The organism is Collinsella aerofaciens (assembly GCF_018785245.1).
Taxonomy (GTDB): domain Bacteria; phylum Actinomycetota; class Coriobacteriia; order Coriobacteriales; family Coriobacteriaceae; genus Collinsella; species Collinsella aerofaciens_AD.
Genome location: NZ_WQPL01000019.1, coordinates 148,736 through 165,963, shown reverse-complemented (window position 1 = coordinate 165,963; position 17,228 = coordinate 148,736). Strand labels below are relative to the sequence as shown.

The 17,228-nt window shown below is 59.8% G+C and carries 23 protein-coding genes; 1 reads left to right on the top strand and 22 read right to left on the bottom strand.

Going from position 1 to position 17,228, the window contains the following annotated elements:
• Nucleotides 1-85: 85 nt before the first annotated feature.
• Nucleotides 86-2,044, bottom strand: a complete 1,959-nt coding sequence (locus GPK39_RS04830; RefSeq protein WP_215674080.1) for a U32 family peptidase — start codon at nt 2,042-2,044, stop codon at nt 86-88.
• A 162-nt stretch (nt 2,045-2,206) separates the two neighbouring features.
• On the opposite strand from GPK39_RS04830, the gene GPK39_RS04825 reads away from it, so the two are divergent.
• Nucleotides 2,207-4,417, top strand: coding sequence for a transglycosylase domain-containing protein (locus GPK39_RS04825; RefSeq protein WP_195503619.1), 2,211 nt, complete (start codon nt 2,207-2,209; stop codon nt 4,415-4,417).
• A 187-nt stretch (nt 4,418-4,604) separates the two neighbouring features.
• Here the strand turns inward: GPK39_RS04825 and GPK39_RS04820 are convergent, their stop codons facing one another.
• From GPK39_RS04820 to rplE, 21 genes are all read right to left on the bottom strand, one after another.
• The gene (locus GPK39_RS04820; RefSeq protein WP_006235280.1) at nt 4,605-5,042 is read right to left on the bottom strand and encodes an arginine repressor; all 438 of its coding nucleotides are present in this window, start codon (nt 5,040-5,042) and stop codon (nt 4,605-4,607) included.
• A 132-nt stretch (nt 5,043-5,174) separates the two neighbouring features.
• A complete protein-coding gene (locus tag GPK39_RS04815; RefSeq protein WP_195503618.1) occupies nt 5,175-6,173 on the bottom strand; it encodes a glycosyltransferase family 2 protein in 999 nt (332 codons plus the stop codon).
• A 203-nt stretch (nt 6,174-6,376) separates the two neighbouring features.
• Entirely contained in the window at nt 6,377-7,201 is an 825-nt protein-coding gene (gene truA, locus GPK39_RS04810) for a tRNA pseudouridine(38-40) synthase TruA (protein ID WP_215674077.1), read from the bottom strand.
• Between the two features lie 92 nt (nt 7,202-7,293).
• A complete protein-coding gene (gene rplQ, locus GPK39_RS04805; protein WP_055287451.1) occupies nt 7,294-7,761 on the bottom strand; it encodes a 50S ribosomal protein L17 in 468 nt (155 codons plus the stop codon).
• Between the two features lie 30 nt (nt 7,762-7,791).
• Nucleotides 7,792-8,733 (bottom strand): DNA-directed RNA polymerase subunit alpha, encoded by a 942-nt coding sequence (locus tag GPK39_RS04800; RefSeq protein WP_006235276.1) that lies wholly within the window; start codon nt 8,731-8,733, stop codon nt 7,792-7,794.
• A gap of 32 nt (nt 8,734-8,765) precedes the next feature.
• A complete protein-coding gene (gene rpsD / locus GPK39_RS04795; protein WP_006235275.1) occupies nt 8,766-9,362 on the bottom strand; it encodes a 30S ribosomal protein S4 in 597 nt (198 codons plus the stop codon).
• A 19-nt stretch (nt 9,363-9,381) separates the two neighbouring features.
• Nucleotides 9,382-9,786: a 30S ribosomal protein S11 gene (gene rpsK, locus GPK39_RS04790; RefSeq protein WP_006235274.1), complete on the bottom strand. Its 405-nt coding sequence runs from the start codon at nt 9,784-9,786 to the stop codon at nt 9,382-9,384.
• A 14-nt stretch (nt 9,787-9,800) separates the two neighbouring features.
• Complete coding sequence (gene rpsM / locus GPK39_RS04785) at nt 9,801-10,175, bottom strand: 30S ribosomal protein S13 (protein ID WP_022094275.1); 375 nt, start codon at nt 10,173-10,175, stop codon at nt 9,801-9,803.
• A gap of 14 nt (nt 10,176-10,189) precedes the next feature.
• Nucleotides 10,190-10,303, bottom strand: coding sequence for a 50S ribosomal protein L36 (gene rpmJ, locus GPK39_RS04780; RefSeq protein ID WP_006363204.1), 114 nt, complete (start codon nt 10,301-10,303; stop codon nt 10,190-10,192).
• A gap of 147 nt (nt 10,304-10,450) precedes the next feature.
• Complete coding sequence (gene infA / locus GPK39_RS04775; RefSeq protein ID WP_035137443.1) at nt 10,451-10,669, bottom strand: translation initiation factor IF-1; 219 nt, start codon at nt 10,667-10,669, stop codon at nt 10,451-10,453.
• 104 nt (nt 10,670-10,773) lie between these two features.
• Entirely contained in the window at nt 10,774-11,562 is a 789-nt protein-coding gene (gene map, locus GPK39_RS04770) for a type I methionyl aminopeptidase (protein WP_195503615.1), read from the bottom strand.
• Entirely contained in the window at nt 11,559-12,185 is a 627-nt protein-coding gene (locus GPK39_RS04765) for an adenylate kinase (RefSeq protein ID WP_006235269.1), read from the bottom strand. Before GPK39_RS04765 ends, map begins: the two co-directional genes overlap by 4 nt.
• A gap of 18 nt (nt 12,186-12,203) precedes the next feature.
• Nucleotides 12,204-13,490: a preprotein translocase subunit SecY gene (gene secY, locus GPK39_RS04760; RefSeq protein ID WP_022094278.1), complete on the bottom strand. Its 1,287-nt coding sequence runs from the start codon at nt 13,488-13,490 to the stop codon at nt 12,204-12,206.
• A complete protein-coding gene (gene rplO, locus GPK39_RS04755; RefSeq protein ID WP_006235267.1) occupies nt 13,484-13,933 on the bottom strand; it encodes a 50S ribosomal protein L15 in 450 nt (149 codons plus the stop codon). Before rplO ends, secY begins: the two co-directional genes overlap by 7 nt.
• 3 nt (nt 13,934-13,936) lie before the next feature.
• Nucleotides 13,937-14,119, bottom strand: coding sequence for a 50S ribosomal protein L30 (gene rpmD / locus GPK39_RS04750; protein ID WP_006235266.1), 183 nt, complete (start codon nt 14,117-14,119; stop codon nt 13,937-13,939).
• A 2-nt stretch (nt 14,120-14,121) separates the two neighbouring features.
• Nucleotides 14,122-14,646 (bottom strand): 30S ribosomal protein S5, encoded by a 525-nt coding sequence (rpsE, locus tag GPK39_RS04745; protein WP_055252236.1) that lies wholly within the window; start codon nt 14,644-14,646, stop codon nt 14,122-14,124.
• A 14-nt stretch (nt 14,647-14,660) separates the two neighbouring features.
• Entirely contained in the window at nt 14,661-15,029 is a 369-nt protein-coding gene (gene rplR, locus GPK39_RS04740; RefSeq protein ID WP_006235264.1) for a 50S ribosomal protein L18, read from the bottom strand.
• A 75-nt stretch (nt 15,030-15,104) separates the two neighbouring features.
• A complete protein-coding gene (gene rplF / locus GPK39_RS04735) occupies nt 15,105-15,641 on the bottom strand; it encodes a 50S ribosomal protein L6 (RefSeq protein ID WP_006235263.1) in 537 nt (178 codons plus the stop codon).
• Between the two features lie 33 nt (nt 15,642-15,674).
• Nucleotides 15,675-16,073, bottom strand: a complete 399-nt coding sequence (gene rpsH / locus GPK39_RS04730; RefSeq protein ID WP_006235262.1) for a 30S ribosomal protein S8 — start codon at nt 16,071-16,073, stop codon at nt 15,675-15,677.
• Nucleotides 16,074-16,192: 119 nt separating this feature from the next.
• Nucleotides 16,193-16,378 (bottom strand): type Z 30S ribosomal protein S14, encoded by a 186-nt coding sequence (locus GPK39_RS04725; RefSeq protein ID WP_022094280.1) that lies wholly within the window; start codon nt 16,376-16,378, stop codon nt 16,193-16,195.
• A gap of 79 nt (nt 16,379-16,457) precedes the next feature.
• The gene (gene rplE, locus GPK39_RS04720; RefSeq protein ID WP_006235260.1) at nt 16,458-17,015 is read right to left on the bottom strand and encodes a 50S ribosomal protein L5; all 558 of its coding nucleotides are present in this window, start codon (nt 17,013-17,015) and stop codon (nt 16,458-16,460) included.
• Nucleotides 17,016-17,228 lie beyond the last annotated feature (213 nt).

Genomic DNA, 17,228 nt, shown 5'->3' with positions numbered 1-17,228 from the left:
CTTTTGCTATAGCACCCTCGCCGAAAACGGCGGTGCTGGAAGTCCATAAACTCTCATATGATAACAAACTGACGCGACGCGGCACCTACGACAGGAAAATCCTCGTCCTGCCGCATGCGTCGATGGCAACTGGCAGACGTGTACCGTCACGCTCGACCAGATAGCGTACCTGCCGACGACGCAAGCAGTCGCGGCAACGGACCTGTCCCGTCGCATCGGTGGCGCAGACGCCCTCGGCGGTCAGCAGGCAGTGCTCGCACACCATAAGCTCGGGACGGTCGGCGTCGACCGGACCCAAGACGCCGGGTTCAGCAGCCAGTTCGGCAATACGCTCCGCATCATTGCCGAGCAACTCGGCCGGCAAGTACACCCGCCCCGCACCGAGTCCGCGCAGCCAGGTAAGCGTGGCCCGATTCGCGCAGAACACCGGCGCCGCCACGTCAAACGTCACGCCCAGCTCGCGAGCGATCACCACCTGTCCCAGGTTGCGGCAGACGGCGCGCCCGGCACGCTGCATCAGTGAGCGGGTCCAGTCAGCGTCACTCGCGCGGCACACCTCGTCAAGCACCACAACGACGTCGGACAAATCGAGTTCTCCGCGCGGGTCGGCATCCATCAGCTGCCAAGCAAAAACCATGCGAGTGGGAACCGCGCACTCCACCAACTCCGTCGATGCACCGCCATCCACCGCAACGCCCTCAAAGGGCAGCACTTCAACGGCACGCTCAACGGGCGCAATCGCATCCGCCTCGGCCCGCATGCGCTCCAACACCGCCGCCGTCTGATCCAACACGCCGGCGCTGCGAATCAGGTACACCTCGCAGCCCGCGTCCACCTTACGCTTGCAATGCACGACGATGCGCTTCCCCGCTGCTGCATCCACCGGGCAGGGCACCTGCGGCCAGCGCTTGGGCACATCGGGACGCGCGTCGACACCCGGATAGAACCGAATCTCGAGCGTGTCACCCGCCGCCACGGCGGCGTCGAGCTCAACGGTCACTTCCTCGTGGCCAACGGCCACCAGGCGTCCCACGCGCACACCTTGGTTGATCGCACGCTCAAAGCTCATAAGCTCGGCGCCCGAACGCCCCCGCAGATACGCGTCGGTAAACCCACGGTTGAACGACCGGCCCAGCTCGCGTTCAAGCTCTTCCACGGCACCGGGGTCCCACGCGCCGTCGCACAGCATATCGAGCGCCCGGCGCCACACCCGCACCACGTTGAATACGTAATCGGGGTTCTTCATGCGCCCCTCGATCTTGAGCGACGCCACGCCGGCATCTACAAGCTCGGGCAGATGCGCAATACCCAGATAGTCGCGCGGGCACAGCAGGCGATCTCCCTCGACGGCGACAACACTCTGTCCCGCCTCGTCCACCAGGTCGTACGCCAGACGGCACGGCTGCGTGCAGTCGCCGCGCATCGCCGAGCGCCCACGCCGCAGGGCCGAGAACTCGCACGCCCCCGAATATCCGATGCAAATCGCACCGTGGCAGAATACCTCGATGGGCACGCCCGTGGCACATAGAGCCGCAATCTCGTCGACCGTCAGCTCGCGCGCCGTCGTCACGCGCTCGACCCCAAGCTCATCGGCGGCAAGCCGCACGGCGCTCTCGCTATGAGCGCCCGCCTGCGTGGACAGGTGAATCTCGACCCCGGGAATCGCCGCGCGCAGCGCACAGGCCAGCCCGGCATCGGCGACAATCAGAGCATCGGCGCCCAGCTCCAGTGCATGAGCTCCCAACGCCACCGCGTCGGACAACTCATCGTCAAACACGAACACGTTGAGCGTTACGTACACACGCACGCCATGGACATGCGCCACGGCGCAGCCGCGCGCAAACTCGTCATCGGTAAAACCGTGCGCGCTCACGCGGGCGTTAAAGCCGCCCAACCCCGCATAGATGGCATCGGCACCCGCGGCGATGGCCGCAAGCATCTGGTCGAGTCCGCCCGCCGGCGCCAGCAGCTCGGGCAGCGCCGCACCGGCAGCATCCAATCCAGCCTTGTGTTGTTCGCTCGGCCCCATCGTCCGAATCGCCATCGACAAACTCCTTACCAAGGTATGCATTCACTCTGAAAAATGCCGTCTTCCAGCATACACGAGGCCTCGCGCGCCCCGTTTGGTTTATCGTGTAATAACTTATGTCCATCCTGCCCCGACGGCACATCCACCGTCCGGCACGACATACCTGGAGGTCAATATATGGGTCCTCGCCAACGACAGGGACGCAGCCGTTCAAAGACGCATGCCCTGCCCATAATCCTGCTCTCGTTTTTGGGCTTTCTGCTGATTGCGGGCGTGGCATTTGGCATCGGCATGGTCGGCAACGTCAACCGCTGGCTGTCCGATCTGCCCGACTACACCGACGCCAACGCGTATCTGGTGAGCGAGCCCACCGAGATCGTCGACTGCAACGGCAACAAGATCGCGAGCTTCTACACGCAAAACCGCAAGTCCATCACCAAGGACGAGGTCTCCCCCTACGTGCTGCAGGGCACCGTTGACGTCGAGGACGAGCGCTTCTACGAGCACGGCGGTATCGACCTGTGGGGTATCGCGCGTGCTGCGGTGGCAACCCTCGGCGGCGGACACGAAGGCGCCTCGACTATCACCCAGCAGCTGGTGCGCAACACCATCCTGCAGGAGGAGCAGTTCGACTCGACCATCGAGCGTAAAGTGCGCGAGGCCTACATCGCCGTCAAGATGGAGGATATGTACTCCAAAGACGAGATCCTCATGATGTACCTCAACACCATCTATTACGGTCACGGCGCCTACGGTATTGAGGCCGCCGCCGAGACCTACCTGTCCAAGAGCGCCGCAGACCTCACCCTGAGCGAGGCCGCGCTGTTGATCGGCCTTCCCAACTCGCCCTCGCAGTACGACCCCACGGTCAACCCCGACCTGGCGCTGTCCCGTCGCAACAAGGTCCTCGACAACATGCTGCGCCTGGGCCACATTACGCAGGAGGAGCACGATGCCGCACAGGCCGAGCCCATCACCCTCAACGTGACCGAAATCTCGGGCAGCGGCGTCGACGTATACTCGCAGCCCTACTTTGTCGCCTATGTTAAGCAGCTGCTGGAGCAGGAGTTCTCGACCGACGTGCTCTTTAAGGGCGGCTTGACCGTCAAGACCACCATCGACCCCACGATGCAGCAGGTGGCAGAGAATGCCGTCCGCGAGCAGCTCGACACGCTCTCGCTCGACGGCCTGGACATGGGCATGGTCGTCGTCGACCCCAAGACCGGCTACATCAAGTGCATGGTGGGCGGCTATGACTACAACGCCGACGAGAACCACGTAAACCATGCCACGGCCAAGCGTCCCGTCGGCTCCACCTTTAAGGCCTTTACGCTGGCAACTGCCATCCAAAACGGCATGAACCCCAACGTCACCCTCAACTGCAACTCGCCGCTCAAGGCCAAGGGCACCACGACCGAGGTCCAAAACTACGCCAACCATAGCTATGGCAACATCACGCTTAAGCAGGCGACGGCATACTCCTCCAACACCGGCTACATCCAGGTGGCGGAAGCCGTCGGCAACAGCAAGATCATCTCGCTCGTCAAAAAGCTCGGCATCGATCCCGCCAAGGACAACATCGAGGACGTTCCCGTCATGACGCTCGGCACCGGCTCGATCTCGCCGCTCGAGATGGCCGCCGCCTACGCGACGTTTGCCAACGGCGGCTACTATCGCCAGCCGATCGCCATCACCGAGATTGACTCTCGTACCGGTTCGGTGCTGTACCAGCACACGGACAATCCCTCACAGGTGCTTACCGAGGGCGAGGCCGCCGCGGTCACCGATGTTCTGTCCGGCGTCATGCAGGGCAGCGGTACGGGTGCTGCCGGCGCCTTGAGCGTCAACCAGCCCTATGCCGGCAAAACGGGCACCACTGACAACACCACCAACCTGTGGTTCTGCGGCTATACCCCGCAGCTGGCGTGCGCCCTGTGGACCGGCTATTCCGCAGGTGAGATCCCCATCCAAAAATACGGCACGGACCTGCTGGGCGACAGCACCAACCTGCCTGTCTTTAAGCGGTTTATGAACACCGTTCTGACCGGTACCGAGCGCGAGGAGTTTGCGACCGGAACGGCGCCCACCTACAAGAACAACAGCGTCTGGAAGTTCTACGGCACCAACAACGCCAAGAAGACGGAGAACGACGACAAGGACGAGAACGAGGACGAAGAGGAAACTACCACAACGACTACCACGACGACCACGACCACCGAGACCACGGGTGGCGACACCACCGGCGGCACCGGTACGACCGGTGGCTCGACGGGCGGCTCAACTGGTGGTTCGACCGGCGGCGATGGCGGCACGCCTACGCCTACGCCTACGCCTACGCCTACGCCCACTCCCGACCCCTCGCCCACGCCTGACGATACGGTCGGCTAGAAATCATCCGGCCATAAGCAACAAGGCCCCCGAGCAGCTTATTAAACTGCTCGGGGGCCTTTTAGTTTAAAGCGACCTGGTGGGCGGTCTTTATACCGGCAAACAAAAAAGGGGGTACCGACCAACGTCGATACCCCTTACAAGCCACTATGTCACGCACACAGTGCCGAGCGCACGACCCGCACGCCTACTTGCGAGAATTGCTCAGCTTATTGATCAGCGCCTCAAGACGCTCGCCGTCCTCGGCCGTCTGGGCAATAACCAAAATCGTATCGTTGCCGGCAAGCGAGCCAAGCACATCGGGCAGCTCTGCCGCATCAACGGCGGCGGCGATGCCGGAAGCCGTGCCAGGCTGAGCCTTGATCATAACCAGATTATCGGTGCGCAGAACGCCCGTTACGAGCTCGGAAACCATACGCTGCAGGTGCAGGTCCTCTGCCAGAACATAGATGCCCTCAGGGAGCTTACGCAGCCCCATATCGGCAATATCGCGAGAGACAGTCGCCTGCGTGCAATCAAAGCCCATAGCGCGGAGCTCATCGACCAGCACGCGCTGCGTGCGGACGTCCTTATTGCGCACGATATCTCTAATGGCATCCTGGCGCCCATTGCGTTTTTTAGCCATACAAACCCTCTCTCCAAAAGATGGCGGAGACAATCAATCAGTGATTGAATAGTTTAACGCTATTTGAAGGCTTTTGTGTATAAGAACGCATCTCGAAACAATTCTATGCAAATTTGTTTCGAGATGAGCCGTTTAGGCGGTTTTTGCGCCCGTCCGGTTAAGAAAAGCTGCCAGATGCGTACACATCACGCAGCGCGCGGGCTTGGCGCTGGCGATCGGCCCAAACAACAGACCGAGCCCCCGATGGTTATCCTTGAGCGCGGCGACCATCTGACGGGTTCGAGGCGCCTCGAGCATATCACGCATACGGGCGGAACGCTCGATTGACGACACCCCATGCGGGCTCAGACACAAATTCTCGATGCAGGCGACCAGTCCGGCAAAGTAGAACTTTTGGGTTGCCAGCTTGAGCCGACCACCGCTATCTGCTTCCGAGAGTGAGTCCGTAAGCTCGTCGAGCGCCCGGGTGTCATCGGATACCTTGGCATACATGGTGGGATCAAAGGCATCTGTAAGCTTAGGTGCCGCCGCGTGGAAACAAGCGTCGCCGCATCCGGAGACGCGCTGCGCCCGCGAGAGCGAGCACGCCATAAACCCAACTGTGCGAAACGCCTTGTCGTACAAAAGGCATGCCTCAAACAGCGGACGGCTATACATCACGCCAGAGGTCTGAACGACTAGGCCGCCTAAAATCAACTGGGACAGCCCGGTCACCATCGAAGATTTGCTATCAATGGAAATATGAGCAGCATCCAAGACGCGCGAATGGCGCTCTCGATGTGCATCATAGCGGTCGAGCGACACCGTGGGGAGCACTATGTCTGCCGCAGTATCGCACGCGATATCGACCATCTTGGAAAGAGACTGCGGAGCAAACCACTCATCGGCGTTCATGGCGATGATTTGAGAGCCGCGCGAGGCAGCAAAACCGGCACGAAGACAAGCGCCGCGCTTCGCGTCCTCGACGTCAATCAAATCAATATGGATGTCCCTGTCGGCGGCAACTTGAAGCGAATGGCGCACACCAGGCGCAGCATCGCGGCAGACAACGACAATCTGCAAATCGTAGAGGTCTTGGTTCTGGATACTCTCGAGCGCACGCATCGCATAGCTGGGCGAACCTTCTACCACAAGGATCACCGAAAGTCGCGGATGCGAGCCACGTCGAACCAAGTTATCCGTCCTCTCGACAGCAATAAATCAAACCGTGGTTCATGGTACACCCCGGCAATAAAAGCAATGAGACACCAGTTGTATTGCACGTCAAGAACAGATGTTGCACACGCGCAGCCCACAGATGACAGGTGTCGACGCACGACGCGTCGAGCCCTCCCCTAGTCGAGCACGACAAGCTCGGCGGGATCGTAATCCACGCCCATAAACGTAAGGCCGCAGGCAGGAGCCGTGGGGCCCGCAGCGGTACGGTCGCAAGCATCGATGACCTCGCGCATCCACTCGGGTTCACGGCGATGCATGCCAATCTCGACAAGCGTGCCCACGATCGTGCGGACCATCGAATGCAGAAACGCATTGCCCTCGATGGTAAACGTCAGGATGTCCTCGCCAAACGCAACCTCATGGCCAAACTCGGCACGCATCACGCAGCGATGCGTGGGCTTGCCAACGGCCGAGGCAACCTTGCAAAAGCTCTTAAAGTCCTGCTCACCCAAAAGCGCGGGACAGGCCGCAGACATGGCCTCGACGTCCAAGGGATAGCGATGCCACCACACGGCACCCCGTGAGAGCACAGGACGCGCGTCGCGATCGGCAATACGGTACGTATATGTACGTGAACGCGCATCAAAGCGTGCAGAAAAGCCTTTACGGGCCTTGTAGACCTCGTTTATGGCGATATCTTTGGGTAGCAGGGCATCCATAGCCCGCAGCCACCTACGGCGCGTACAAGCGAGCTCAGCGTCCGTTACGGGCACGCTGATGTGCTGAGCCACGGCATGTACGCCGGCATCGGTACGCCCCGCGCACGTCAGGACAATCGGACGGCGCAGGAGCGTCTCGATAGCGCGGCGCAGCTCGCCCGCAACCGTCGTCTGACCGGGCTGCTCGGCAAAGCCGCTGTAGGACGAGCCATCGTAGGCCACGCGGAAAACGAGCGTGGCATCGAGCTCGGGAATCGAATTGAAATCAGACGGCGCGGTCATGGACGCTCCCAACAAACAGGCAATGGCATTTCGACAAAAAAAGAGGGGTACGCGAACGTACCCCTCGAATATAGCCTATGCAGACGGATTGTCTACTCAGCGGTCTCCTCAGCAGGAGCCTCCTCGGCAGCCTCGACCTTCTTGGGAGCAGCGGCCTTCTTGGGGGCCGGAGCAGCCTTCTTGGCCTTAGGCGTGCAAGGCTCGGTGACGAGCTCCATGATAACGATGGGAGCGTTGTCGCCCTTGCGGTTACCGAGCTTCATGATGCGGGTGTAACCGCCGTTGCGGTCCTGCCACATGCCCTGAGCAGCCTTGTCGAAGATCTCGGCAACGAGCTGCTTATCGCCGAGCTTGGCGATAGCCAGACGACGAGAGTGCAGGTCGCCCTTCTTGGCCCAGGTGATGATCGGATCGACGACCGAACGCAGCGCCTTAGCGCGGGTCTCGGTGGTCTTGATGCGGTCGTTCTCGAAGAGGGCCTTAGCAAGGCTCTTCTTCATGGCCTTGGTGTGGCTCGCATCGGTGCCGAGCTTCAGGCCCTTCTTAACGTTATGACGCATGGTCTAGTTTCTCCTCAAATATGCGAAGCATTAAGCCTTCAGGCTCAGGCCCATGGACTCAAGCTTGTCCTTCACTTCCTCGATCGACTTAACACCGAAGTTACGGATGTTGAGCAGATCGTTCTCCGAGAACTCAACGAGCTGACGGACCGAGTGAATGCTGGCGCGCTTAAGGCAGTTGTAGGAACGGACGGAAAGGTCCAGATCCTCGATCTGCTTGTCCAGCTCGGCGTTGTCGTTGGTGACCTCGGGAGCGAAGATCGAAGCCTCCTCCTCGACCTCGGGGGTCTCGGCAAGGTTCATAAAGGCGGCCATATGCTGGTTGATGATATTGGCAGCCTGGACCACGGCGTCGCGCGGGGCGATGGAGCCGTTGGTCTCGATCTCGAGGACAAGGCGGTCGTAGTCGGTGTGCTGACCGACACGGCAAGCCTCAACGAGCTTGGCGCAACGGGAAACCGGCGAGTACAGCGAGTCGACGTGGATCACACCGATGGGATCGTTGTCGCGCTTGTTGGCCTCGCCAGAAACATAGCCGCGGCCATAGCCGATGCGCATGCTCATGGTGAGATGGCCACCCTCGGTGAGCGTAGCGATGTGCTGCTCGGGGTTGACCAGCTCAAACTCGGACGGAATAAAGAAGTCCGCACCGGTGACCTCGCAGGGGCCGTCAACCGAAATGGTGGCGGTCGCCTCGTCGGTCGTGCCGAGAGCCCTGAAGACAAGACCCTTGACATTCAGGACGATGTCGGTGACATCCTCGACCATGTTAGGGATGGTCATGAACTCGTGCTGCGCACCATCGATCTGAATAGCCTCGACGGCGGCACCCTCGAGCGAGGACAGAAGAACGCGACGAAGGGAGTTACCCAGAGTATCGCCGTAGCCACGCTCGAGCGGCTCGACGGAGACACGAGCAGACGTCTCGTTGATCTCTTCGACCTGAACCTGAGGCCTAATGAATTCTGACATGTATTACCTCCAGCCTCAGCAGCCCGGATGGACTACTTAGAGTAGAGCTCGACGATGAGCTGCTCGTTGATATCACCGCTGATCTGCTCACGCGTCGGCAGAGCGAGCACGTTACCAGACAGCTTCTCGATATCGACCTCGAGCCAGCCAGGGACCTCAAAGCGCTCGGAGGAAATCAGGGCCTCCTTGATGGGGAGGAGGTCACGGAACTTCTCGCCGACAGCGACGACGTCGCCGGCCTTGACGCGGTAGGACGGGATGTCCACGCGCTTGCCGTTCACGGTGAAGTGACCGTGACGGACGGACTGACGAGCCTCTTTGCGGGTGCGGGCGAAGCCAAGACGGAAGACGACGTTGTCGAGGCGAGACTCAAGGATGATCATGAGGTTCTCACCGGTGACGCCGTTCATCTTGCGGGCCTTGTTGAAGTAGCCGTGGAACTGCTTCTCCAGAACGCCATAGATGAACTTGACCTTCTGCTTCTCGCGCAGCTGCATGCCGTACTCAGATTCCTTGCGACGGCGCTTGGGCTGACGGATAGATTCCTTCTTGCTGCTGTAACCGAGCTCAGCGGGATCGATCCCGAGCTGACGGCAGCGCTTAAGAACAGGAGTCCTGTCGATTGCCATATTGATACGATCCTTTCAGTTACACGCGGCGACGCTTCTTGGGGCGGCAGCCGTTGTGCGGAATGGGGGTCTTGTCCTGGATGCTCGAGACCTCGAGGCCAGCAGCCTGGAGGGAGCGGATGGCGGTCTCACGACCGGAGCCGGGGCCCTTGACGAAGACGGAAACCTTCTTCATACCGTGCTCCATGGCCTGCTTGGCAGCAGCCTCGGCAGCCATCTGGGCAGCGAACGGCGTGGACTTACGGGAGCCCTTGAAGCCCACCTGGCCAGCCGACTTCCAGGAAATGACGTTGCCCTGGGGATCGGTGATCGAAACGATCGTGTTGTTGAACGTAGAACGAATGTGAGCCTGGCCCACGGAAATGTTCTTACGGTCCGCGCGCTTCAGACGGGCAGCGCGAACGTTCTTCTTAGCAGTAGCCATCTATCTAGCGCTCCTTATTTCTTCTTCTTAGCACCGATCTGACGCTTCGGGCCCTTGCGGGTACGAGCGTTAGTGTGGGTGCGCTGGCCGCGGACCGGGAGGCCCTTGCGGTGACGAAGGCCGCGGTTGCAGCCGATGTCCATAAGGCGCTTGACGTTCTGGTTGCGCTCACGGCGGAGGTCGCCCTCAACCATGATCTGGTTCTTATCGATATAATCGCGGATGGCGTTAACCTCATCCTCGGTGAGGTCCTTAACGCGCGTATCCACGTTAACGTTGCACTCGACGCAAATCTTCGTCGCAGTGGTGCGGCCGATGCCGTAAATGTAGGTCAGACCGATCTCAACGCGCTTCTCACGCGGGAGGTCGACACCATTAATACGGGCCAACGTAGTCTCCTCTCTTAACCCTGACGCTGCTTATGACGGGGGTTCTCGCAAATGACGAGGACCTTGCCATGGCGCCTAATGATTTTGCACTTATCGCACATCTTCTTGACCGAAGGACGTACCTTCATCGTTCTTCCTTTCGGTAGCGCTCAAACTACTTCCCTACTATCTACTCGCCCAGCCGCAGGCGTTTAAAACTATGGCTGGTCTTTACACGCAAACCGACCGTAGGTTGAGCTAAGCCTGCAGTCGGAAAAGAGCGTGTATGCGTGCCGCTATTTATAGCGATAGGTGATGCGGCCGCGGGTCAGGTCGTACGGGGAAAGCTCCACGACAACCCTGTCACCGGGGAGAATGCGGATGTAATTCATTCGGATCTTGCCAGAAATGTTGCACAGAACCGAATGACCGTTCTCGAGCTCGACCTTAAACATGGCGTTGGGCAGCGGCTCTTTTACCGTACCCTCGAGCTCAATTGCGTCTTCCTTCTTCACAAGCAATCATCTTTCTCTAGAAAACGACAGCGATTGAGTATTCTACAACACGTATGTACGCATCGTAATAACTTCGTAATGGCTCCACAACTAAGTGGAACTTGTTACATTTCTCCGCCTTGGAGCGAACACCAAGCACCTTGCGCATCCGTGGTGAGAATCACCGGGCCGTCATTGGTAATGGCGACGGTGTTCTCGTAGTGCGCGGCGGGCAGGTGGTCGTTGGTCGTGACGATCCAACCGTCGGAGCCCGTGCTCACATGGTTGGAACCCATCGTAACCATCGGCTCGATGGCAATGACCATGCCGGCCTGGAGGCGAACGCCCCTCCCCTTCTTTCCATAGTTAGGAACGTTGGGGTCCTCGTGCATCACGCGGCCAATGCCATGGCCCACATAATCGCGAAGCACGCCGTAACCGTGAGACTCGGCGAGGGACTGAACGGCATAACCGACGTCCCCGATATGGTTACCGGGAACAGCCTGCTCGATGGCAGCCTTAAGGCAATCGCGCGTGATCTCGCACAAAGCCTTGGCTTCGGGCGTGGGGGTGCCGACGAAAAACGTCCAAGCGTTATCGCCGACCCAACCGTCGACAACGGCTCCCGTATCGATGGAGATGATATCGCCATCGCGCAGGATCATGTCGGGGTTGGGAATACCGTGTACCACGGCATCGTTAATCGATGCGCAAATGGTTCCGGGAAACCCGCCGTAACCCTTAAAGGCTGGGATGCCACCATGCATGCGGATAATCTGCTCCGCGAGCTGATCGAGCTCAAAAGTCGAAACGCCGGGGCGCACCATGGCTCCAACGTGGCGGAGCGCCATCTTAGATAGCGCTCCTGCCTTCTTCATCTGCTCGATTTGCGTTGCAGACTTAATCTTGATCATAGACCGAGAGCCTCTTTGACATCCCCGTACACGGTCTCGCGAGCCTGGTCACCGTTGACCGACTTGAGCAGACCCTGGCCACGATAGTAGTCGACGAGCGGACTCGTGGACTTCTCGTAGACGTCGAGACGGTTCTTGATGGTCTCGGGCTTGTCGTCGTCGCGCTGATACATCTCGCCGCCACACTTGGGGCAGGTAGCATCGGCAGCGGTGCCGGTGTAACCGCAGGCGCGGCAGGTGCGACGCGAAGACAGACGATCGATAATGACCTCGGGGGCCACATCGACCAGAAGGGCGCAGTCGATCTCGCGACCCATGGCGGAGAGCTCGGAATCGAGCGTCACGGCCTGGGCGGTGTTGCGCGGGAAGCCGTCGAGGATGAAGCCCTGCTGGGCGTCATCGGCGGCAAGGCGCTCCTTGACAAGGTCGATCACGAGCTGATCGGGAACGAGCTCGCCAGCGTCCATGTACTTCTTAGCCTGAATACCAAGCTCGGTGCCACCCTTGACGGCAGCACGCAGCAGGTCGCCCGTGGAAATGTGAGCGACGCCAAACTCGGCGACGAGCTCCTGTGCGACGGTGCCCTTACCGGCACCCGGAGCTCCGAGCAATACGAGGTTCATGAGCAATCCTCCTCTAGCCTATTTAAAGAATCCATCGTAATCATACATCTTGATCTGGCCTTCGAGCTTATCGACCGTGTCGAGCACGACGCCGACCATGATGAGGATGGACGTGCCGCCAAATGCCTGGATCAGCTGGTTACCCGTAAAGGAGAAGATGATCGAAGGCACGATGGCGATGAGCGCCAAAAAGACAGCGCTGGGAAGCGTAATCTTGTTGAGCGCGTTCTTGATGTAGGCCGCGGTAGCCCTACCCGGACGCACGCCCGGAATAAAGCCGCCCTGCTTCTTAAGGTTGTCGGCCGTGTCATCGGGGTTGAACACCATGGAGGTGTAGAAGTACGCGAAAAACACGATGAGGACAACGTTAAGCACCCAGTTGAGCCAGCCGCGCGAAAGCGCAGAGGCAACTGCCTGGATCCAGCCGATGCCGGGGAAGAACACGGCAATCTGAGCCGGGAAGTACAGCAGCGCCGAAGCGAAGATGATTGGCACGACACCCGCGGTGTTGACCTTGATGGGCAGGTAGGTGGTCTGACCACCCATCATGCGACGGCCCACGACGCGCTTAGCGTAGGAGACCGGGATGCGGCGCTGGCCGCGCTCAAGGAAAACAATCAGCGGGATAACCAGCAGGATGATGGCGCAGATGATCACCATGGTGATGATGCCACCGGCATTGCCCTCGGTGCTGGAGAAGATAGCCTGCGGCAGACCGGCCATGATGTTCGCGAAGATGATCAGCGACATGCCATTGCCGATACCGCGCTGGGTGATGAGCTCACCAATCCACATGATCAGCATGGCGCCCGCGGTGAGCGTGCCGACGATCATGAGGTCGAAGATAATCTCGGGAGCACCGGCGCCATTAAAGCTGATGCCGAAGCTCTTAAAGAGGAAGAGGTAACCCACGGAGTTGAGGATTGCCAGAGCCAGGGTGAGGTAACGCGAATACTGCGTAATCTTGGTCTGACCGACCTCGCCCTCGCGGGCAAGCTCATGCAGGGAGGGCACAACGGCCTGGAGCATCTGGAGGATGATCGAGCTGGTGATGTAAGGCATGATGCCCAGCGAAAACACCGACACATAGCTCAACGCGCCGCCAGAGAAAAGATTCAGGAGGGCCATAGCACCTGCGGCGACCGAATTGTTATCGGTCGAGAAAAGGCCCAGCATCCCCTGGAAGGGAATGCCGGGCACAGGAACGTGCGCACCAATGCGGTACACGACGAGCATAGCTATGGTAAAAAGAATCTTTTCACGCAATTCTTTGATGCGGAAAGCATTCTTAAGACCATTTAGCACGGCAGCTCGACCTTTCCGCCGGCGGCCTCGATCTTGGCCTGCGCAGAAGCGCTTACCTTGTCGACCTTGACCGTGAACTTCTTGGTGAGCTCACCATTGCCGAGCACCTTGACGGGCTCGAACTCGCTCTTGGTGATGCGAGCGGCCTTAAGAGCGGCACCGTCGATCACAGCGCCATCCTCGAACTTACGCTCGAGACGCTCAACGTTAACAGCGGTGTACTCGATACGACGGGGGTTGCGGAAGCCCGGAAGCTTGGGCAGGCGCATAGCCAGCGGAGTCTGGCCACCCTCGAAGCCGGCACCCTTGGTGCCGCCAGAGCGGGAACCCTGGCCCTTCTGGCCGCGGCCAGAAGTGGTGCCGTGACCCGAAGAATTGCCACGGCCGACGCGCTTGCGGTTCTTGGTGGAACCGGGCGCGGGAGTAAGATCGTGAAGCTGCATTTGCTACTCCTCTACAATCTCGACAAGGTGCTTGACCTTGAAGATCATGCCGCGGACGGACTCGTTGTCAGCAATCTCGCGAACCTCGCGGATCCTGTGGAGACCGAGGGCACGGACAGTACGGACCTGGTCCTGCTTGCAACCGTTGGTGCTGCGGACCTGCTTGATCTTGATGGTGTCAGCCATGCTTAGTTCTCCTTACCGACGAACATCTCGGAGACCGTCAGGCCACGGCGAGCCGCGACGTCCTCAGGGCTGGAGAGCTCCTTGAGGCCCTCGACGGCAGCCTTGATGATGTTGAGGCCGTTGTCGGTACCGAGGGACTTGGACAGGACGTTCTTGATGCCAGCAAGCTCAAAGAGGGGACGCACAGCGCCGCCGGCGATAACGCCGGTACCCTCGACAGCGGGCTTGATGATGATGCGGCCGGCACCAAAGTGGCCGAGAACCTCGTGCGGGATGGTGCCCTGCTCGGTCACCGGCACGTGGAACATGTTCTTCTTGGCATCGAGAGACGCCTTGGAGATGGCCAGGGGCACCTCAGCGGACTTGCCCATGCCAACGCCGACGTTGCCCTTGCCGTCGCCAACGACGACGAGAGCGACGAGGCTCATGCGACGACCACCCTTGACGGTCTTCGACACGCGGTTGATGTAAACGACGCGCTCCTCGAACTCGGAGGCCTCGCGCTGCTGCTTCTGATTACGAGCCATGTGCTACATACCTCCTAGAACTCGAGACCGGCGGCACGAGCACCGTCGGCGAGGGCCTTGACGCGGCCATGGTAGATACGGCCACCGCGATCGAAGGCGACCTTGGTGATGCCGGCCTCGATGGCGCGCTTGCCAACGAGCTGACCGACCTTCTCCGCAGCCTCCTTGTTCGAGGTGTGGGTGCCCTTGAACTCGGCCTCGAGGGTCGAGGCAGAGACGAGCGTCAGGCTGGAGCCCTTGCTGTCGTCGATGATCTGGGCATAGATGTTGGCGTTAGTACGGGTCACGCGAAGACGCGGACGCTCGGAGGTACCCGAGACCTTGCCGCGAACACGACGCTGACGACGCTTGAGGCCTTCCAGCTTCGCCTTATGCTTGTTCATACGTAAACTCCTAAAAAGGTTGATCTTGCCAGCACCTGACGGGGTGCTGGTCTTATGCGAGTGAGTCGGTTACGACTACTTGGCGGCCTTACCCAGCTTGCGGCGGATGTGCTCGCCAACGTAGTGGATACCCTTGCCCTTGTAAGGCTCGGGAGGACGATGGCCGCGGATCTCAGCGGCGATCTGACCGACCTGCTGCTTGTTGATACCCTTGACGTTCACGTGGGTGTTGTCGGGAACCTCGAAGGTGATGCCCTCGGGAGCCTCGACGATCACGGGGTGCGAGAAGCCCAGGGAGAACTCGAGGTTCTTGCCCTTCTGCTGCACGCGGTAACCGACGCCGGCGAGCTCGAGCTTCTTCTCGAAGCCCTCGGAAACGCCAACAACCATGTTGTGGATGAGGGCGCGGGTGAGACCGTGGCGGGCACGGGTCTCACGCTCGTCGTCGGGACGGGAAACGGTGAGGACGTTGTCCTCGACGTTGATAGCGAGCTTCTCAAAGACATCGAGCTCGAGCTGGCCCTTGGGGCCCTTGACGACAACGTTGTTGCCGTTGACTGCCACTTCGACTCCGGCGGGAATCTGGACAGGCTTATTACCGATACGAGACACGGTGATCTCCTTTCCTTCTACCTACCGAGCGAATTACCAGACGTAAGCGATGATCTCGCCGCCGACGTTGTGCTTGCGAGCATCGCGGTCGGTCATGACGCCATGGCTGGTGGAAATAATGGCGGTACCAAGGCCACCGCGGACGCGGGGCATGTCGGCAACGCCGGTGTACTTACGCAGGCCCGGCTTGGAAATGCGGCGGATGCCGTTGATGACCTTAGCCTTCTTGGGACCATACTTAAGCGTGATGTGCAGAGTCTTCTGGGGAACGGTGTCCTCGACATCGTAGCCCTCGATGTAGCCCTCCTCGTGCAGAACACGAGCGATCTCGACGAGCTTCTTGCTGCTCGGCATGGAGACCGTGGCCTTGTTCACAGAGTTAGCGTTACGGATGCGCGTAAGCATATCTGCGATCGGGTCTGTAAGGTTCATACAGATTCTCCTTCGTTCTTGATGAACACGTGCTCTTGGTTCTTCGCCGCCCTTAACGGCAAAGCCTTTTTAGCGCGTTTTCCCTGTTCCAAACTGATGCTTGAAACGCTGGTAGTGACTTACCAGCTGGCCTTCTTAACGCCGGGAAGCTCGCCCTTGAGTGCAAGCTCGCGGAAGCAGACACGGCACAGGCCGAACTTGCGGTACACAGAGTGCGGACGGCCGCAGCGCTGGCAGCGCGTGTACTCACGAGTAGAGAACTTCTGCTTGCGATTGCACTTGACGATCATCGATGTCTTAGCCACTTATATCCTCCTCACATAGAGTATTGTTCGCCCCAAGCGCCGCCCCCTTGTGGGAACGGCGCTTATAGGGCAGGTGAACCTATTTCTTGAACGGGAAACCGAAGGCGTCCAGAAGGGCCTTGGCCTCCTCATCGGTATTGGCGGTGGTCACGAAAGTGATGTCCATACCGCGCTGGTGATCGACGGAGTCGAAGTCGATCTCGGGGAAGATGAGCTGCTCGGTGACGCCCATGGAGAAGTTACCACGGCCGTCGAAGCTCTTGGCGGAGATGCCGCGGAAGTCGCGGATACGGGGGATCGCGACGGAGGTCAGACGATCGAAGAACTCCCACATACGGTCGCCACGCAGGGTAACCTTGCAGCCGATCGGCATACCAGCGCGCAGGCGGAAGGTAGCGATGGACTTGCGGGCACGGGTGATCATCGGCTGCTGGCCGGTGATGGCGCGCAGGTCGCGCACGGCACCGTCGATGGCCTTGGAATCGGTAGCGGCCTCGCCGACACCCATGTTCACGACAATCTTCTCAAACTTGGGGATCATCATGACGTTCTCGTACTGGAACTTGTCCTGAAGCTGCTGCTTGACCTCGTTGTTGTACTTGGTCTTCAGACGCGGCACATACTTCTCTTCTGCCATTGTTCACTCCTTCTTGGGGTTTTAAGCACGGGGCGTGGCCACGATGGGTTGTCCTCGTGCCTCCTGGCTGCATCCGCGCCGCTCATGGCATTTCGCGGTTTGGACTCGACGCAGCAGGAGCCGACAAAACAATCGGTACTATACGCGCATCGGGAGCGTATTTCCAGAAAAACCTCGTCTGCCTGCACAACTCCACAACTCCCCCGCACAAAT

What these genes read in the sequence shown, in the direction of transcription:
- GPK39_RS04830 (WP_215674080.1), bottom strand. Translation starts at nt 2,044, where the DNA reads ATGGCGATTCGGACGATGGGGCCGAGCGAACAACACAAGGCTGGATTG.
- GPK39_RS04825 (WP_195503619.1), top strand. Translation starts at nt 2,207, where the DNA reads ATGGGTCCTCGCCAACGACAGGGACGCAGCCGTTCAAAGACGCATGCC.
- GPK39_RS04820 (WP_006235280.1), bottom strand. Translation starts at nt 5,042, where the DNA reads ATGGCTAAAAAACGCAATGGGCGCCAGGATGCCATTAGAGATATCGTG.
- truA (WP_215674077.1), bottom strand. Translation starts at nt 7,201, where the DNA reads ATGACCGCGCCGTCTGATTTCAATTCGATTCCCGAGCTCGATGCCACG.
- rplQ (WP_055287451.1), bottom strand. Translation starts at nt 7,761, where the DNA reads ATGCGTCATAACGTTAAGAAGGGCCTGAAGCTCGGCACCGATGCGAGC.
- GPK39_RS04800 (WP_006235276.1), bottom strand. Translation starts at nt 8,733, where the DNA reads ATGTCAGAATTCATTAGGCCTCAGGTTCAGGTCGAAGAGATCAACGAG.
- rpsD (WP_006235275.1), bottom strand. Translation starts at nt 9,362, where the DNA reads ATGGCAATCGACAGGACTCCTGTTCTTAAGCGCTGCCGTCAGCTCGGG.
- rpsK (WP_006235274.1), bottom strand. Translation starts at nt 9,786, where the DNA reads ATGGCTACTGCTAAGAAGAACGTTCGCGCTGCCCGTCTGAAGCGCGCG.
- rpmJ (WP_006363204.1), bottom strand. Translation starts at nt 10,303, where the DNA reads ATGAAGGTACGTCCTTCGGTCAAGAAGATGTGCGATAAGTGCAAAATC.
- map (WP_195503615.1), bottom strand. Translation starts at nt 11,562, where the DNA reads ATGATCAAGATTAAGTCTGCAACGCAAATCGAGCAGATGAAGAAGGCA.
- GPK39_RS04765 (WP_006235269.1), bottom strand. Translation starts at nt 12,185, where the DNA reads ATGAACCTCGTATTGCTCGGAGCTCCGGGTGCCGGTAAGGGCACCGTC.
- rplO (WP_006235267.1), bottom strand. Translation starts at nt 13,933, where the DNA reads ATGCAGCTTCACGATCTTACTCCCGCGCCCGGTTCCACCAAGAACCGC.
- rpmD (WP_006235266.1), bottom strand. Translation starts at nt 14,119, where the DNA reads ATGGCTGACACCATCAAGATCAAGCAGGTCCGCAGCACCAACGGTTGC.
- rpsE (WP_055252236.1), bottom strand. Translation starts at nt 14,646, where the DNA reads ATGGCTCGTAATCAGAAGCAGCAGCGCGAGGCCTCCGAGTTCGAGGAG.
- rplR (WP_006235264.1), bottom strand. Translation starts at nt 15,029, where the DNA reads ATGAACAAGCATAAGGCGAAGCTGGAAGGCCTCAAGCGTCGTCAGCGT.
- rpsH (WP_006235262.1), bottom strand. Translation starts at nt 16,073, where the DNA reads ATGAACCTTACAGACCCGATCGCAGATATGCTTACGCGCATCCGTAAC.
- rplE (WP_006235260.1), bottom strand. Translation starts at nt 17,015, where the DNA reads ATGGCAGAAGAGAAGTATGTGCCGCGTCTGAAGACCAAGTACAACAAC.